Origin of the sequence: Glaesserella sp., assembly GCF_041814905.1 — a bacterium.
Classification (GTDB): domain Bacteria; phylum Pseudomonadota; class Gammaproteobacteria; order Enterobacterales; family Pasteurellaceae; genus Glaesserella.
Map to the genome: position 1 here is coordinate 19,403 of NZ_JBGXYA010000023.1, position 15,970 is coordinate 35,372.

General features: G+C 42.4%; 17 protein-coding genes. 4 read left to right on the forward strand and 13 right to left on the reverse strand.

From position 1 onward, the window contains the following. Window positions 1–76: 76 nt before the first annotated feature. Entirely contained in the window at window positions 77–1,039 is a 963-nt protein-coding gene (locus ACEYJ7_RS03780) for a TAXI family TRAP transporter solute-binding subunit (RefSeq protein ID WP_373777708.1), read from the reverse strand. Window positions 1,040–1,253: 214 nt separating this feature from the next. Between ACEYJ7_RS03780 and ACEYJ7_RS03785 the strand changes: the two genes are divergently transcribed. Then, entirely contained in the window at window positions 1,254–1,862 is a 609-nt protein-coding gene (locus ACEYJ7_RS03785) for a YigZ family protein (RefSeq protein WP_373777710.1), read from the forward strand. A gap of 28 nt (window positions 1,863–1,890) precedes the next feature. Here the strand turns inward: ACEYJ7_RS03785 and ACEYJ7_RS03790 are convergent, their stop codons facing one another. The 7 genes from ACEYJ7_RS03790 to ACEYJ7_RS03820 form a co-directional block, all read right to left on the reverse strand. Beyond that, window positions 1,891–2,790 carry a prolyl oligopeptidase family serine peptidase gene (locus ACEYJ7_RS03790; RefSeq protein ID WP_373777711.1) on the reverse strand — a complete coding sequence of 300 codons (900 nt, stop codon included), beginning with the start codon at window positions 2,788–2,790 and terminating at the stop codon, window positions 1,891–1,893. A 24-nt stretch (window positions 2,791–2,814) separates the two neighbouring features. Next, window positions 2,815–3,096, reverse strand: coding sequence for a hypothetical protein (locus tag ACEYJ7_RS03795; RefSeq protein ID WP_373777713.1), 282 nt, complete (start codon window positions 3,094–3,096; stop codon window positions 2,815–2,817). A gap of 11 nt (window positions 3,097–3,107) precedes the next feature. After that, window positions 3,108–3,551 (reverse strand): tetratricopeptide repeat protein, encoded by a 444-nt coding sequence (locus ACEYJ7_RS03800; RefSeq protein ID WP_373777714.1) that lies wholly within the window; start codon window positions 3,549–3,551, stop codon window positions 3,108–3,110. A 61-nt stretch (window positions 3,552–3,612) separates the two neighbouring features. Continuing rightward, window positions 3,613–3,924, reverse strand: a complete 312-nt coding sequence (gene yidD, locus ACEYJ7_RS03805; protein ID WP_373777715.1) for a membrane protein insertion efficiency factor YidD — start codon at window positions 3,922–3,924, stop codon at window positions 3,613–3,615. Beyond that, window positions 3,867–4,247, reverse strand: a complete 381-nt coding sequence (rnpA, locus tag ACEYJ7_RS03810) for a ribonuclease P protein component (RefSeq protein ID WP_373777745.1) — start codon at window positions 4,245–4,247, stop codon at window positions 3,867–3,869. The genes yidD and rnpA overlap by 58 nt, the downstream gene beginning before the upstream one ends. Before the next feature lie 29 nt (window positions 4,248–4,276). After that, window positions 4,277–4,411 carry a 50S ribosomal protein L34 gene (gene rpmH / locus ACEYJ7_RS03815; protein WP_373777716.1) on the reverse strand — a complete coding sequence of 45 codons (135 nt, stop codon included), beginning with the start codon at window positions 4,409–4,411 and terminating at the stop codon, window positions 4,277–4,279. A 104-nt stretch (window positions 4,412–4,515) separates the two neighbouring features. Beyond that, the gene (locus ACEYJ7_RS03820) at window positions 4,516–4,944 is read right to left on the reverse strand and encodes an EamA family transporter (protein ID WP_373777718.1); all 429 of its coding nucleotides are present in this window, start codon (window positions 4,942–4,944) and stop codon (window positions 4,516–4,518) included. Between the two features lie 145 nt (window positions 4,945–5,089). On the opposite strand from ACEYJ7_RS03820, the gene nhaA reads away from it, so the two are divergent. After that, window positions 5,090–6,271, forward strand: a complete 1,182-nt coding sequence (gene nhaA, locus ACEYJ7_RS03825; protein WP_373777719.1) for a Na+/H+ antiporter NhaA — start codon at window positions 5,090–5,092, stop codon at window positions 6,269–6,271. 56 nt (window positions 6,272–6,327) lie between these two features. Here the strand turns inward: nhaA and ACEYJ7_RS03830 are convergent, their stop codons facing one another. Continuing rightward, window positions 6,328–8,103 (reverse strand): long-chain fatty acid--CoA ligase, encoded by a 1,776-nt coding sequence (locus ACEYJ7_RS03830; RefSeq protein ID WP_373777720.1) that lies wholly within the window; start codon window positions 8,101–8,103, stop codon window positions 6,328–6,330. Between the two features lie 177 nt (window positions 8,104–8,280). Beyond that, window positions 8,281–10,731, reverse strand: coding sequence for a penicillin-binding protein 1B (gene mrcB / locus ACEYJ7_RS03835; RefSeq protein ID WP_373777721.1), 2,451 nt, complete (start codon window positions 10,729–10,731; stop codon window positions 8,281–8,283). A 168-nt stretch (window positions 10,732–10,899) separates the two neighbouring features. Here mrcB and ACEYJ7_RS03840 point away from each other — a divergent pair, with 168 nt between their 5' ends. Further along, complete coding sequence (locus ACEYJ7_RS03840) at window positions 10,900–12,006, forward strand: ABC transporter substrate-binding protein (RefSeq protein WP_373777723.1); 1,107 nt, start codon at window positions 10,900–10,902, stop codon at window positions 12,004–12,006. A gap of 81 nt (window positions 12,007–12,087) precedes the next feature. On the opposite strand, the gene ACEYJ7_RS03845 is transcribed toward ACEYJ7_RS03840, so the two are convergent. The 3 genes from ACEYJ7_RS03845 to menB all read right to left on the reverse strand — a co-directional run bounded on the left by ACEYJ7_RS03845 (window position 12,088) and on the right by menB (window position 14,995). Next, a complete protein-coding gene (locus ACEYJ7_RS03845) occupies window positions 12,088–12,891 on the reverse strand; it encodes an ABC transporter ATP-binding protein (RefSeq protein WP_373777746.1) in 804 nt (267 codons plus the stop codon). A gap of 4 nt (window positions 12,892–12,895) precedes the next feature. Continuing rightward, entirely contained in the window at window positions 12,896–13,933 is a 1,038-nt protein-coding gene (locus ACEYJ7_RS03850; RefSeq protein ID WP_373777724.1) for a FecCD family ABC transporter permease, read from the reverse strand. A gap of 204 nt (window positions 13,934–14,137) precedes the next feature. Then, a complete protein-coding gene (gene menB, locus ACEYJ7_RS03855; protein WP_162856347.1) occupies window positions 14,138–14,995 on the reverse strand; it encodes a 1,4-dihydroxy-2-naphthoyl-CoA synthase in 858 nt (285 codons plus the stop codon). A gap of 141 nt (window positions 14,996–15,136) precedes the next feature. On the opposite strand from menB, the gene ACEYJ7_RS03860 reads away from it, so the two are divergent. Continuing rightward, on the forward strand, window positions 15,137–15,766 hold the full coding sequence (locus ACEYJ7_RS03860) for an FKBP-type peptidyl-prolyl cis-trans isomerase (RefSeq protein ID WP_111749261.1): 630 nt from the start codon (window positions 15,137–15,139) through the stop codon (window positions 15,764–15,766). Window positions 15,767–15,970 lie beyond the last annotated feature (204 nt).

Here is a 15,970-nt window from a genome sequence, read left to right on the forward strand (position 1 = left end):
GAGAAAATAAAATTTTAAAAACGCAAAAATGGAAAGCTGCTGAAAACAGCTTTCCATTTTTGATCAAACATAACGATTATTTAATCCAGCCACGTTCTTTATAGTAACGCACCGCACCATTGTGAAGAGGTGCAGACAGCGCATTTTTAATCATTTCTTCTTCTTTTAAGTTTGCAAATGCTGGGTGTAAACGTTTGAAACGATCAAAGTTGTCAAATACTGCTTTAACCACGGCATAAACTTTGTCGTCTTCTACATCAGCAGAAGTCACTAGCGTTGCATAAACACCGAAAGTCTCAACCGGATTGTCAGAACCTTTATATAAGCCGCCCGGAATCGTTGCTTTTGCGTAATACGGATTCTCTGCGACAAGTTTATCTATCGATTCACCGGTTACCGGCACTAAATGAACATTACAAGATGCCGCCGCTTCTTTTAAAGCACCGTTCGGATGACCTACGTTATAAGTAATCGCATCTAAGTTGTTATCACACATTACCGATGCCATTTCTGATGGTTTTAATTCAGACGCAACTTTGAATTCTTTATCTGTCCAACCTTTTGCATTTAAGATAACGTTCATGGTTGCACGAGTGCCTGAACCCGGATCACCCACATTCACACGTTTACCTTTTAAATCATCAAAGGTCTGAATACCCGAATCATCACGTGCCATTAATGTGAATGGTTCCGGATGAATAGAGAAAACCGCACGTAATTTCTCGTTTCTCTTATTCTCAAATGAGCTTGAACCATTGTAAGCATGATACTGCCAATCTGACTGTGCAATACCCATATCCATTTGTTTGTCTGCGATCGCATTTAAGTTTGCGACGGAAGCCCCCGTTGATGGAGCATTACATTTTACTTGCGTTTTTGCCGTATCACGGTTCACTAATTGACAGATAGACTGACCAACCACGTAATAAACACCGGTTTGACCACCTGTACCGATAGTAATGAATTTTTCTTCGGCTTGAACGGATAATGCGCTCATTGCAAGTGTTGTTATTAAAGATAGTTTTAAGAATTTAGTCATACGATGATCCTCTTAAGTAAGGAATAGTAGAAAGATGTTTTGGCATTCTCTATAAGAAAACGGAAAGAATATATACCCTCGCTTCCAATTACGCAATTATTCTCTTTCAGAAATGTGTTACATTTCACATTTTGTTAACATTTCGAAAGCTATTTTATCCATTTTAATATGTTAAACTCGGTTTTATTTCGACAACCCGCTCAACTGTTGTGCTATGGAATTTTTTATCCCACAATCCAATGTTATTTTTGAAGAAGAAATCAAAAAAAGCCGATTCATTACCTATCTCCGCCACACCGCAGGCATTGAGCAGGCAAAAGCGTTTTGGACTGAAATAAAAATGCGCCACCCCAATGCCAGCCATCATTGTTGGGCTTGTATTGCCGGTTCTCCGAAAGACTCCCGACAATATGGGTTTTCTGACGACGGAGAACCTTCCGGTACTGCCGGCAAACCGATGCTAAATTATCTGCTCGGAAGCGGCTTAGGTGAAGTCAGTGTTGTCGTCGTACGTTATTACGGTGGAGTTTTGCTTGGTACAGGCGGCTTGGTCAAAGCTTACGGGAACGGAGTGCATCAGGCATTATTACAAGTAGACAAAATTTGCAAAATTTTGCGTCAAAACTACCGCTTGCAGTGTGAATATGAACAATTTAATACAATTCAACATTTGATTGCCGAACGGGATATTGAGCTGGTTGAGCAACAATTTAGTGATAAAGTGGAATTAATCTTAGCGATTAACCCCACACAAGTTGATCTGTTTCAACATGAATTAACGCAACGTTTTGCAGGTAAGTTGAACTTGAATAAGATAGATTAAGTCGGGCATCAATGCCCGACCTACGCAATTACTTACTTTGTGCAAATAACCACTCACGAATAGCTTCAATGTTATAAGAAATTTTCCAAGTACCAACGTGAGCTTGACCTTTATTGGTTGAATTAGGTTCTTTTACCTGATCAGGCAATGTTTTAGAACGTACCGCCATATAGTGAACGTTCCCTTCTTTTGAAAGCAATGCCTTCACTTCTGCATTATGTTCAGCTTCTGTTGCATTACCATTGCTCAACACTGCTTTTTGCACAACAGCGCCATTTTTTGCAAGCACATCAACAATCGCATTTTGTCCTGGATAGGCTTTTGGATCATCTTCAGACACAAAAATAAAGAATTTATTTTTTGCCATTGGCGCTGTTTTTTCTGCCGCCCACTGGCACGCCACTAAATAGCTTGCAGCAAAGAAATCAGGGTATTTGATGTTCATTGCAATCGACATCATTCCACCGCCAGATTGCCCTGTGGTGTAAAGGCGTTTAGTGTCAATGTTGTATTCTTTAGTTAAAGATTTAATCAAATTGATTGTTGCGTCTAAATCCGCGGGGTCGTCTGACTGATCATTCACAATAACGTGGTCAATTTGTGGGGCAAGCACAAACGCAGGGTGTTTTTCTTGCCATTCAGGGCTTGCCCAAACGGTCGCCCCGTTTCCCTGCCATAAGGTGTTTTTGACATTCACGTTGGTTGCCCCTGCGTCGTGAATAAACATCACTAACGGATACGATTTTTTCGGATCGTAATTTTTCGGTACAAATAAATTGTATTTTACGACAACGCCATTCGTATCTTTAAACTCTAATTGACGGAAATCATCAGCCACTAAATTGACCGTTTTTTCACTTTTTTTCTCAAAAGTCGGGATCGTTTTGCTTTGTTCATCTTTTAATGGCACAAGCTGTTTGACAGTCAATGTCGTATCTCGCTCAACCGACGGCTAACGAGCGGCTGGTTGCATTGTTACCCCAGCATTTGCATCATCTGCCGATAAAGTAAGACGAACGCCGTTACTATCTCGTTGAGCGGAAGTGATGGTTCTACCCTCTACGGCAAATTGCGATACTTCAACTTGGCTTGGTGCAACATCATATTTTAGCTCTACTGCCGTCACTTTCTGACCATAGCCCGTCGGCTCGCTGATTGCAGTAATGGATTGAATATCCGCATAAGCGGTTGAAATCGTCGCGAATAATGCTAAAGATAGGAGCGATTTTTTCATAAGTTTGCTTCCTATTGAATGTTAAGACGTTTTAGGGCTTCTCGTGCAGGTTCACCGATATGATCGGTGCGTGTTGCAGATTTTTGATACCAACTGACCGCTTGGGTTAAATTTTTGGTCGTACCAATACCATTTTCATAGAGATAGCCTAACCAGTATTGGCTGGTTATATCCCCTTTTGTAGCAGCGGATTGAAATGCAGTAAAGGCTTTGTTTGGGTCTTTTGCTACACCATAACCATTAAGATAACTCAAACCGATATAACGCTCGGCTTTCATATGTCCTAGTTGATTAGCTTGTTGGAAATGGTCTAAGGCTTGAACATAGTGTTGTTGATTATAGGCAGCAATGCCCTGATCAAGTGCTTGTTTTGCTTGTTCTTTTTGAGAGAGTTGCGGAGAACTTTGGCAGGCTAAAAGGGTAGCACTTGCCAAATAGAGCCAGATTTTTTTCATTGATATTCCTTGCATAACAACGTTATAGATTGAATTATACAAAACAAATCTGAAGAAAACCTTAAGAATGTTTTTTATTTGAACAACAAGAGCAAGATTTAGGCGGAACGGGATCTTCTCCCCCTTCGCTCAATGGGTTGCAACGTAAAATACGTTTTAGCGCAAGCCAGCCACCTTTTACTGCACCGTGAATTTTAATCGCTTCTAAAGCATAGGTAGAGCAAGTGGGATAAAAACGACAGCGTGGTCCAATTAATGGGCTGATAACATAACGGTAAAAATGCACAAGGGCGAGCATTACATAAGCCAAAGGGCTTAGTTTTGATGTTGTTCCTGCTGTGCTTTCTGAGCGAGGCGAATGTGGCGTTGCCATAGTTTATCCAAGGTTTCAAATAATTCTTGGTTGCTTAGTTTACCAATTCCGCCTTTTGCGACAAAGACAAAATCGTAAGCAGGAAGTTGATGTTGCTTCAAGCGGAAACTTTCTCGCACAATGCGTTTGATACGATTACGGTCGTGGGCTCTTTTTAGATGTTTTTTAGCAACAGTGAGACCAATTCGAGCGTGCTCAATATCGTTTTGACGAGATAAAAGAGTTAATTGGGGCGTGCTGGCACGGAGAGGCTGTTCGAAAACCGCTTTAAATTGAACGGGAGCTAACAAACGTAGCTCCCGAGGAAAAGTTAGCTTATTCACACTGAGTGTTTCGGCTGACTTATCTGTCATTATGCAGATAAGCTTTTACGACCTTTAGCACGACGGCGTGCTAATACTTGACGACCGCCTTTAGTTGCCATACGAGCACGGAAACCGTGTGAACGAGCACGTTTTAATACTGATGGTTGAAATGTACGTTTCATTTGTTATCTACCTAAAAATATAAATTGACCTAAGCCAACATTGAAAGCCATAAAAAAGAGTGCGGATTTTAGCGGTAAACACACTAAAGATCAAGGCTAATTTGCTATCTCTTTATCGCAAGCGTTAAAACGCCGAGGCTGATTAGCCCAATCCCAAGCCAATCCTGCCCGTTTGGTCTTTCGCCCAAGAACAGCACCGCAAAAATTGTGACGAGTACGATGCTGAACTTATCGATCGGCGCAACCTGTGATGCCGGTCCCATTTGTAACGCTTTGAAATAAGCAAGCCAAGAAGCACCTGTCGCTAAGCCGGATAAAATCAGAAACGTCCAGTTTTTAGCGGTAAGTGAACCGAACGGCTGCCATTTTCCGGCATAAGTTAAAAATGCACAGAGTGCGATAATAATCACGATTGTTCGAATAAAAGTGGCGAAATCCGAATCCACTCCCTGTAACCCGACTTTGGCAAAAATCGCCGTTAATGAAGCAAAGAGAGCGGAAGCAAATGCCCAGTAAAGCCATTCTTGAGACATAATATTTCCGTGAACTTGATCAAAGTTTTGCCTATTTTAGCATAGACAATCAGGGGTTATTCTTGATCTCATATTATTATTTTGTTAAAAGAATATCTGTATTTTCAATCCTTTACGGATATTTACCTTTCAGGAGAAAAAAATCATGGTTCAACATATAAAAAACTTTCTAAAACTTGAATCGGCCAGCGGCATTCTACTATTAATATTCGCCGCATTTGCAATCTTACTGGCTAACAGCCCGCTAAGCGACCTCTACTTTGACTTTTTAGGTATGCCCGTCAGTATTCAAATCGGTTTATTTAGTATCCATAAACCGCTATTAATGTGGGTTAACGATGGTTTTATGGCGGTCTTTTTCGTGTTAGTCGGTTTAGAAGTCAAACGGGAAATGTTAATCGGTGCAATTTCCAGTTACCAACGAGCGATTTTCCCTGCTATCGGCGCCTTAGGAGGCATGGTTGTACCGGCATTCGTCTATTGGCTGATTAACATCAACTCACCGGAGTTCCAAGCCGGCTGGGCAATTCCAATGGCAACCGATATCGCTTTCGCTCTCGGTGTATTGGGGTTATTAGGAAAGCGCGTCCCTTTCGCATTGAAAATTTTTCTACTTGCCTTAGCCATTATCGATGACTTAGGTGCAATTGTCGTGATTGCGATCTTCTTCTCTCACGATCTTAGCACCACCGCATTAGTTTCCGCAGTTATCGCTATTGTCGGGTTGATCGTGATGAATCGTCTTAGAGTCACCGCACTCTGCGCTTATATCGTTGTCGGTGCAATATTATGGGCATCGGTACTAAAATCAGGCGTCCATGCCACACTTGCCGGAGTTATCATCGGTTTTTGTATTCCGTTAAAAGGCAAAAACGGAGAAGAACCGTTAGCACAGTTTGAGCATATTTTGGCACCTTGGTGCGGCTTCGTGATTCTGCCTTTATTCGCATTCTCGAATGCCGGCGTATCATTATCCGGAATGAACTTGAGTATTTTGGCATCTCCGCTCACATTAGGCGTCACCTTAGGTCTAATCGTCGGTAAAACCCTCGGTGTTTTTAGCTTTAGTTTCCTTGCGGTCAAACTTGGTATCGCTAAATTATCCGAAGGTGTTAACTTTAAACAGATTTTTGCGGTCTCGGTATTATGCGGCATCGGATTTACCATGTCGATGTTCTTGGCAGGACTTGCTTTCGGCGGGGAAGAAGCGGACGGTCGATTTATTTCTCTCGCCCGTTTGGGAATTCTAATCGGCTCTTCCGTTTCGGCAATTGTCGGTTATTTCCTACTAAAACACGTGACGAAAGAAAATCCGGCGCACGACTAAAACAACAAGCGGTCGATTTTTGCAAAAAATTTGCAAATTCAGACCGCTTGTATTGTCTAGCTATACATCGCTTCAATCTGTTCGTGATAGCGCTGTAAAATGACTTTTCTGCGTAATTTTAAAGTTGGGGTAATTTCTTCCATTTTGGTGCTGAACGCCTGCGGCAACAAGGTGAATTTTTTAATTTGTTCAAAACTTGCCAATTCACTTTGTAACTCATTAATCCGCTGTTCAAACATCTTAATAATGTCTGAATGTTTAATCAGCTCCAAACGGTCTTGATATTTAATATTGAGCTGTTTCGCGTACTCTTCCAAGCTTTCAAAACACGGCACGATTAATGCAGACACATATTTCTTGGCATCGGCAATCACAGCGATTTGCTCGATAAATTTATCCTTACCGATTTTACCTTCAATATATTGCGGTGCAATGTATTTGCCGTTGGAGGTTTTCATCAGCTCTTTAATACGGTCGGTGATAAAAAGATTGCCCTGCGCATCCATTTCACCTGCATCGCCGGTTTTTAAGAAACCGTCGTCAGTAAAGGATGCCGCCGTTTCTTCCGGTTTTTTATAGTAGCCACGCATCACCATGCCGCCACGAACTAAAATTTCGTTATTTTCACCGATTTTCACTTCCGCATTCGGCATGAGCGTGCCGATTGAATTCGGATTAAACCCTTTTTCGTCCCAACAAGAAACAGTTGCCGTCGTTTCCGTCATACCGTAACCAAGTTTAATGTTAATGCCGATACTGTGGAAAAACACGCCGATTGCCGGTTCCAGCTTTGCCCCGCCGCACGGCATCATACGAATACGTCCGCCAAGCAGCCCGCGTAATTTGGATAACACTAATTTATTTGCAATCGCATATTGTAAGCGCAATAACGCGGAGGGATTACGGTTACGCCAATGTTTTTCACCGATACGAATCGCCCAGTTAAACAATACTCTACGATGTACAGGCGCTTTTTGTACTTTATCCCATACGGCGGTATACATTTTTTCATAAAGACGCGGCACTGCACACATCAGTGTCGGCTTAACTTGAGCCAGCACTTCACGGACATGGTTTGTGTCTTCCAAATAGCAATTACTTGCTCCACGATGTAAAACATAAGCCACCCATGCCCGCTCAAAAATATGCGAAAACGGTAGGAAAGAAAGGGAAATATCGTTTTCATCCACTTTCGGTAAAGCAATATCGTGCGCCTGTAATTGATGGGCAAGATTTGCATAATCCAACATGACCCCTTTCGGCTCACCGGTCGTTCCGGAAGTGTAGATCAGCGTAAATAAATCGGAAAGCTGTTTATCCGCCAGACGTTGATGAAGTTCGTCGGTTTGCGGTTCAACGTCGACAAAGCTTTCCCAATGACAAGCAAGCGGATAATTGTAAAGATTTACATTCGGTTTCATCGCAACAATTTTTTCTAATTGAGAACAGTTGTACGCTATTTCTATGATTTGATCATATTGCTCTTGATCACCGACGAACAGAATTTTGATATCGGCATTATTAACAATGTATTCCACCTGCTTTGCCGTATTTGTGGCATAAATCGGCACAGCCACGGCACGAATTTGCATGGCACCGATATCACTGATTGTCCAACGCGGCATATTATTGGCAAAAATACCGACCTTCTCTTGTACGCCAATGCCATTGGCAAGTAAAGCATAAGAGAGTTTATCGATATTTTGTTGGAATTCGGTCCAACTCATGTCCGTCCAGTTATGATTGTCAAGAAACCGTAACACAGTACGTTCGGCAAGTGTTTGTGACTGGTTGCGGATACGATTGACGAAGTGAAAATCTAAAGAATTCATATAGCGTTATACCTTATTATTGTTGCTAATAATTTAGCGAAATATAAAGGTTTAGCGACTAAAAATCTAGAGAAAAACGAACAGTTGTACGCTGTATTTTGTAAAGAATAAAGCAACATACTTCTTACAAAAATAAATTTGCAAAAAACTCGGCAAATCCGACCGCTTGTAAGCCAGTTACTCCGCCGGCGCAACTTCTTCTATCGGCGCCTGACCTTCCACTTCTTCGGCTTTGATTGATTGCGTATTGTTATTTTCTTTGCCTAATGAAAGCGCATCCCATACGCTTGGTTTGGCGTCGACAACTGTCGCTTCACCGGTGCAATAACGTTGCCCGTTATTCCGCCAAACCGGAATTTGACGATGACTGGAACAATCCCAAGAGCCGTAACTGTTGATGCCGACCCACTGGATATCATTGGATTTCGGCAAGTTAAAGGGCATCGGCAAAGCTCGTTTGAGATATTCTTTATAAACTTGTAATGCACCGCTCGAACCGGTTAAATAGGTATCACTGTTGTCGTCTTTACCCAGCCAAACGGTAGTAACATTTTCTCCGTCAATGCCGACAAACCATGTATCGCGCGCATTGTTGGTCGTTCCTGTTTTACCCGCTAAACGCAGTGAAGCAAAATCTTGCTGTAAGCTGCGTCCTGTTCCGCGTTCAACCACCTGCTGCATTGCATAAAGCGTTTGAATCGAGGCTTCAATCGGCAATACTTGTTGCGTGCTTTTTTGTGTATCGGATTGAAATATTATTTCACCATTTTGTGCCACAATCGCTTCAATCGTCGTTAACGGCGTTTTATAACCGGCATTGGCGATCACCTGATAAGATTTGGTCACATCATAAGGTGAAATCGAGTAAGAGCCCAACAATGTCGCCGGATAAGGCGGAATTTCAACATTATCCCACCCCATCTCTTTTTGTTTAGCGATTACATTTTTCAAGCCGACTTTCATACCGATATTCACCGTCGGCACATTCAACGAACGTACCAACGCATCCATCAACATCACGGATCCGCTGAATTTACGATCGTAGTTACGCGGCGACCACGGCGGACTGCCTTTCACTGTAATGGTAATCGGTTGATTGTTGATTGGCGTATTCAATCGGAACGATGTCGGATCAGCAAGGGCAATCGCATAAATCGACGGTTTAACTAATGAGCCGATTTGACGTTTGGTTTGTATCGCACGGTTAAAACCGGCAAATTGAGTTTGCACACCGCCGACAATCGCCCGCACTTTGCCGGTGCGGTATTCCGCCACCACAATCGCCGATTGCAGATCTTTAATTCGTTTACTGCTGTTTTCCAACTCAGCAACACCGTTAATCACCGCAAGTTCTGCCGAGCGTTGCTGCTTACGGTCGAGAGTCGTGAAAATTTTTGCGCCGGATAACGTTGCAATTTTCCCTTCGCCCAACTCATTTTTTAGATCCAGGTTTAATGCGTGCATAAACGCAGGTTGTTGACGATATACATCGCCACGTTCTTTGACACCAAGCGGTTGTTTGCTTAACAGATCATACAACTCTTGGTTAATGACTTGATGTTCAAGTAAAACACGTAACACGACATTACGCCGTTCTAATGCGCCTTCCGGATTTTTCCAAGGGTTATACAGTGACGGACCTTTCACCATTCCGACCAGCAGAGCGATTTGGTTTAAGCTGATTTCTTGGATGGGACGACCGAAATAGAATTGGCTTGCCAAGGCAAAACCGTGGATTTGATAACTGCCGTTTTGCCCGAGGTAGATCTCATTGAGGTAGGTTTCTAAAATGCGGTTTTTATCGTAACGGAAATCCAAGATCAACGACATCAGCGCTTCGTTAATCTTACGAGTAAAAGATTTCTCATTGGTTAAAAACAAGTTTTTGACCAATTGCTGAGTCAAAGTACTGCCGCCCTGCACCGTTCTTCCCGCCTGATAATTAGTAATAAAGGCTCGAACAATGCCTAGCGGGCTAATCCCGTCGTGTTGATAAAAACGTTTATCTTCAGTCAGCAATAACGCTTCAATCAATAAACGCGGATACTCTTGTAAACGCAGCGCCTGGCGCTCTTCGTCATTACCGGAATGTAACATCGCGATTAATTTCGGGTCAAGACGGAATTCGGCGATTTCTTTAAGCTGCACCAAATCTTCAATGCGCGCCAATTTATCATTCACAAAACGTAAACGTAACACGCGCTGAGCTTCAGGGGTTTGAGGGAATTGGAAAGCACGCCGCAACAGCACCAAGTTATCCCCTTCGATTTTAAAATCGCCCGGCGTGGCAATCAAAGATACTTGTCGATAACCGTTATCCAATAACGCTAATTTCACTTGTTCGAGATTCAGGTTATCATCAACCCGAATACTCTCGATACGGCTATACACTTCCGCCGGCAGCTGCCAAACTTGCCCGTCCATTTTGGAACGGATCTTACCGTCAAGATAAATACCGTAAATACCGATACAACAAGCCGCCAGCAGCATTAGTTTCAAACTTGTCCAGAGCAGATAGGATTTAAAAGTGGTTTTACGCGACACTTCGTCAAGTGCCTCGTCGTTCTCAAATTCTTCTTGCTCCGACAACTCTTCTTTCTCTTTCGTTTTATGCGTACCCAACATCATTCAACAACCACAACATTATACAAGCGGTACGATTCTACAAGAATTTTGCAAAAAAGGCATGGCGTTTATTTTGGTGGATTCACTTACAGTTATTTGATAATAATTTCTATTTGTAAAATATCGGAAGCTCAGTAAAATGAGCGTCTCTTTTCCTTATTGGAGCAAATTATGAAAAAAACCTTTCTTCGCAGCCTACTTGCCACAGCAATATTATCTCTCTCAACTTTCGTTCATGCAGAAATTACCACGATTAAAGATGTTCTTGGACGGGAAGTGAAAGTCGATGTGCCGGCTAAACGGGTGATTTTATCTTTCTATTACCCTGATTATATTGCGGTAACGGGCGTTGAAAACTTTAAACAGGTCGTTGGTATTTCCCGTGAATTTTGGGAAAAATTTAACCCGGGCAGTTGGGCATTATTTGCAGAGAAAATCCCGACATTAAAAGAGATCGCCGATATCGGCAACATCAATACAGGCACCTTTTCTACAGAGAAAACCATTGCCCTTAAACCCGATGTGGTTGTATTGGCGGATTGGCAATATCAAACCATTGCCAGTGAAATTCCGCGCCTTGAACAGGCAGGTATTCCGATTGTTGTAGTCGATTTTAATGCGCAAACCGTTGAAAAACATACCCAAAGCGCCCGTATTTTTGGACAGCTTGCCGGTACACAAGCGCGAGCTGAAAAGATTGCCGATGAATATGCGAAAGGCATTGCAGAAATTGAGCGTCGGGTTAAAGAAGCCAATCTTCCTAAACCGAAAATTTATATCGAATTTGGCAATAAAGGTCCGAAAGAGCACAGTTTCACCTTTGGTAAAAATATGTGGGGAGCGATTGCCCAAACCGTCGGTGGCGATAACATTAGCGCGCCTTTTGTGGAAAATTGGGGCCCGATTAACCCAGAGCAAGTCCTTGCTTCGAAACCTGATGTGATTATGATTTCCGGCACGGAAATGGAAAACACAACCAATCCGGAAATTATGTCGATGGGGATTAATATTCAAGAAGAAGATGCTCAAAAACGCTTGAAAGGCTTTACCCAACGCACGGGTTGGTCTACTTTGCCTGCGGTAAAAGACGGAAGAGTGTTCGGGCTGTATCATACGGCATCACGTTCACTTATTGATTTAGCCAGCGCACAATTTATGGCAAAAGCCCTTTATCCGACGCTGTTTACTGATATCGATCCACAACAAACCTACGATAATTTCTACAAACAGTATCTGCCGATTAGACCTGAAGGTACTTTTTTTATTCAGATGAAATAAGCCAACAAGCGGTCGGATTTGCCGAATTTTTTGCAAAATTTTCACGCAAACCGACCGCTTGTAATCTTTTGTTTTTGATGATTATGATGACTTATCTAACACTAAACAGCAGCTGTCGGATAAACATTTTCGTAACGGGCGAATCACCGGCGATCCTGTGCTGTCGTATAAAATTTCAATCGGTACTTTATACAAGCGGCTAATCACATCCGATTTTAACACCTGTTGTGCTTCACCTTGCCCTTGAACTTTTCCTTCGCCGAGTAAAATAATACTATCGGAAAATTGAGCTGCAAGACTTAAATCATGGAGCACCATAATCGTAATGAGATTGTGTTGGCGGGTGTATTCAAAAACATGTTCCAGCAAATTAATTTGGTGGTGCATATCCAAAGCACTGACGGGTTCATCCAACATTAAAATTTCAGGACTACGTAATAAGGTTTGAGCAAACATGACCATTTGGCGTTGACCGCCGCTTAATCGCATTACATCTTGATGAGCAAGATGCGCAATGCCGAGCTTATCCATAATTTGTGCCACTTCTCTGAGTAAGTCATCTCCGACGTGCATATGCAAAGCATCTAACCTGCCCAATAAAATCACTTCAAGTGCAGTCAATGACACATCAACTTGAGTATCTTGCGGCATATAGCCTATTCGTTTACGCCAGCGGACTAAATGGCGCTTGTTTAACATATCTTCGCCATAACGAATGGCCCCCTGAAACGCAATTTCACCAAAAATGGTTTTGATCATTGATGATTTGCCTGCGCCGTTCGGCCCTAAAATAGTATAGACTTTACCCTTTTCAAAGGTCAGATTGATATTATCCGCAACATACTGCGTACCACGTTGAATGGTTAAATTCTCTAACTGCAACATCACGCTATCCACGCTTACTTAATACAATCCAAAAGAAAAACGGCACCCCAACAAATGATGTGATAATGCCAACGGGAAATAATGCGCCGGGGATAATCACTTTAGAGAGCACCGAAGCGATCGACAAAAATGCTGCACCGACTAACATCGCGCCCGGTAAGAAAAAGCGTTGATCTTCCCCCAATAACATTCGGGCAATATGAGGAGCCACTAAACCGATAAAACCAATAATACCGACGAAACTGATTGCCGTTGCGGTCATTACTGCCACAATGATTAGGGTTTTCAAACGTAGTATCTGCAAATTGATGCCAAGACTCAATGCTCGTTCTTCGCCAAGACGTAATGCGGTGAGTTTCCACACATCTTTCGATAAAAGTACGACGCTCGTTGCCGTCACGACAGCGGCAATAGCTAAGGTTTCCCACGTTGCTTTAGTTAAGCTGCCGAAAAGCCAAAACAGAATTTGTTGAGAAACTTCAGGCGCAGAAATAAACTGGATTAATGACAATAAGGATTGGAATAAGAACAACAACGCAATCCCGACTAATACTAACATTGCCGAGCTGAAACGTCGTAAAGAAGCAAACATGAAAAGAATACCTGAAGCGAGCATGGTCATGACAAATGCGCCGATAGGTACGGCAAAACTTAGAGGTAAACCAAATCCGCCAAAGGCAATGACAGCAGAAGCCCCAAAGCCTGCTGCGGCAGCAAGTCCTAAGGTGTAAGGGCTTGCCATTGGGTTGTTCAGTAAGGTTTGAATTTCGGCTCCGCCGACACCGAGCGCTGCCCCGACAACTAGTGCCATCAATGCCATGGGTAAACGTAGTTCGTATACAATTACGCTGGTGGTCGTTTCCACATTATCCAAACGTAGAAGAGCGTTGATCACATCGCCAAGCGGCAACATAGACGGCCCTGTGACAATATCAAATACCAAACCTATAATACTGATCACTAAAAAGCTGATCACGACAAGCCAGCGTTTACGTTCTAAAGCACGCTGGCTTTGAATAATTTGTTCAACTGCTTGATTCATTATTTACTCTTCGGATAACTCGGCAGAGGAATGGTAAGCGGTAACCACGGGGTTAACTATTTTTAACATAAGAAGCCCTTTTGCTCAAAATGAGAATAAATCGCATACAGGTTACAAAAAAGTTTGCTTTTATGCAAACGCTCAAACAAAAAACGCAATCTTTGGCTTCAAGATTGCGTTTCTATTCAATCGGTTAACGATGCATTACGGATTACGTTTAAACTTACTAAAATCAGGTGCACGTTTTTCATTAAACGCATTACGACCTTCTTGACCTTCTTCCGTCATATAGAACAACATCGTTGCATTCCCTGCTAATTCTTGTAAGCCGGCTTGTCCATCACAATCTGCATTCAATGCCGCTTTTAAGCAACGTAACGCAATCGGGCTGTTGCGTAACATTTCACGACACCAACGCACCGTTTCTTTTTCCAAATCAGCATAAGGCACAACGGTATTCACCAAGCCCATCTCTAAGGCTTCTTTCGCATCATATTGACGACATAAGAACCAAATCTCACGAGCTTTTTTCTGCCCAACAATACGCGCCATATAGCTTGCACCCCAACCGCCATCGAATGAACCCACTTTCGGACCTGTTTGACCGAAGATTGCATTTTCTGCCGCAATGGTTAAATCACAAAGCATATGTAAAACGTGACCGCCACCAATCGCATAACCAGCCACCATTGCCACTACTGGCTTCGGACAGCTACGAATATCACGTTGGAAATCCAATACGTTTAAGTGATGTACACCGCTTTCATCTTTATAACCGCCGTAGTCGCCACGCACTTTTTGGTCGCCACCGGAACAGAACGCTTTTTCGCCTTGACCCGTTAAAACAATCACACCGATCTTTTCATCAAAACGTGCGTCAGAAAATGCTTGGATCATCTCTTTCACTGTCTGTGGACGGAACGCATTACGCACTTCAGGGCGGTTGATGGTGATTTTGGCAATACCGTCAGTCGATTTATGATAAAGAATATCGGTATAACCTTCGCTACAATCGTGCCATTCAACAGGGGCATAAAGTACATCATCTTTTGGGTTTTGCATTTTGTATTCCTTTTAGTTTAAACAAGCGGTCGGATTATACCCGAAATTTGCAAATTTTTGCCAAAATCAGACCGCTTGTACTTGTAATCTGTGAATTTAGCTCCATATAAGGCGAGTCTTTTTAACAAATAGGAAAACATCATGTCTTTAAATTTAGAACAAGTGAAATTAGAAAGCGTTGAAGCAAAAGGCGGTTACGGTATCGGTTTACAAATCGGTCAGCAATTATTAGGTAGTGGTTTAGACGTTGAACCGGAAGCAGTGGTAAAAGGGATTTTTGATGTATTAAATCAAAACCCACCTGCATTAGATTTGAATGAAGTGACAAAAGCGTTACAAGAATTATCTCAACGTGCTGAAGCAGAACAAGCAAAAGCTTTTGAGGCGTTAGCGGCAGAAGGTAAAGCCTTCTTAGAAGAGAATAAAAAACACCCGTCTGTGAAAGAAACAGAAAGCGGTTTGCAGTATGAAGTGTTAGTGGAAGGTACAGGTAAAGTACCTGCGAAAACAGATAAAGTGCGTGTTCACTATACAGGTTCATTAATTGACGGTACGGTATTTGACAGCTCAGTGAAACGTGGTACACCGGCAGAGTTCCCGGTCACAGGCGTGATTGCAGGTTGGGTTGAAGCGTTACAGATGATGCCTGTGGGTTCAAAATGGCGTTTAACTATTCCACATAACCTTGCTTACGGTGAGCGTGGTGCAGGTGCGTCAATTCCGCCATTTAGCACGTTAATTTTTGAAGTGGAATTATTAGATATTGTTTAATCTTCAATAGACAAAATTATAGTGGGGAGAATCTGTGGTTCCGCCCCACTATTTTTGTTTTTTATATCCGGCTTACGCTACGTTTTGCGATCCCTTTTTCTAAAATTTCTAAATATAATCAACAAACTACCCTTCACCTAAAGAAATTCATTAGGTATTATTGTATATTTAGGCGATTAATCTATAAAATAATCGGATACTGCA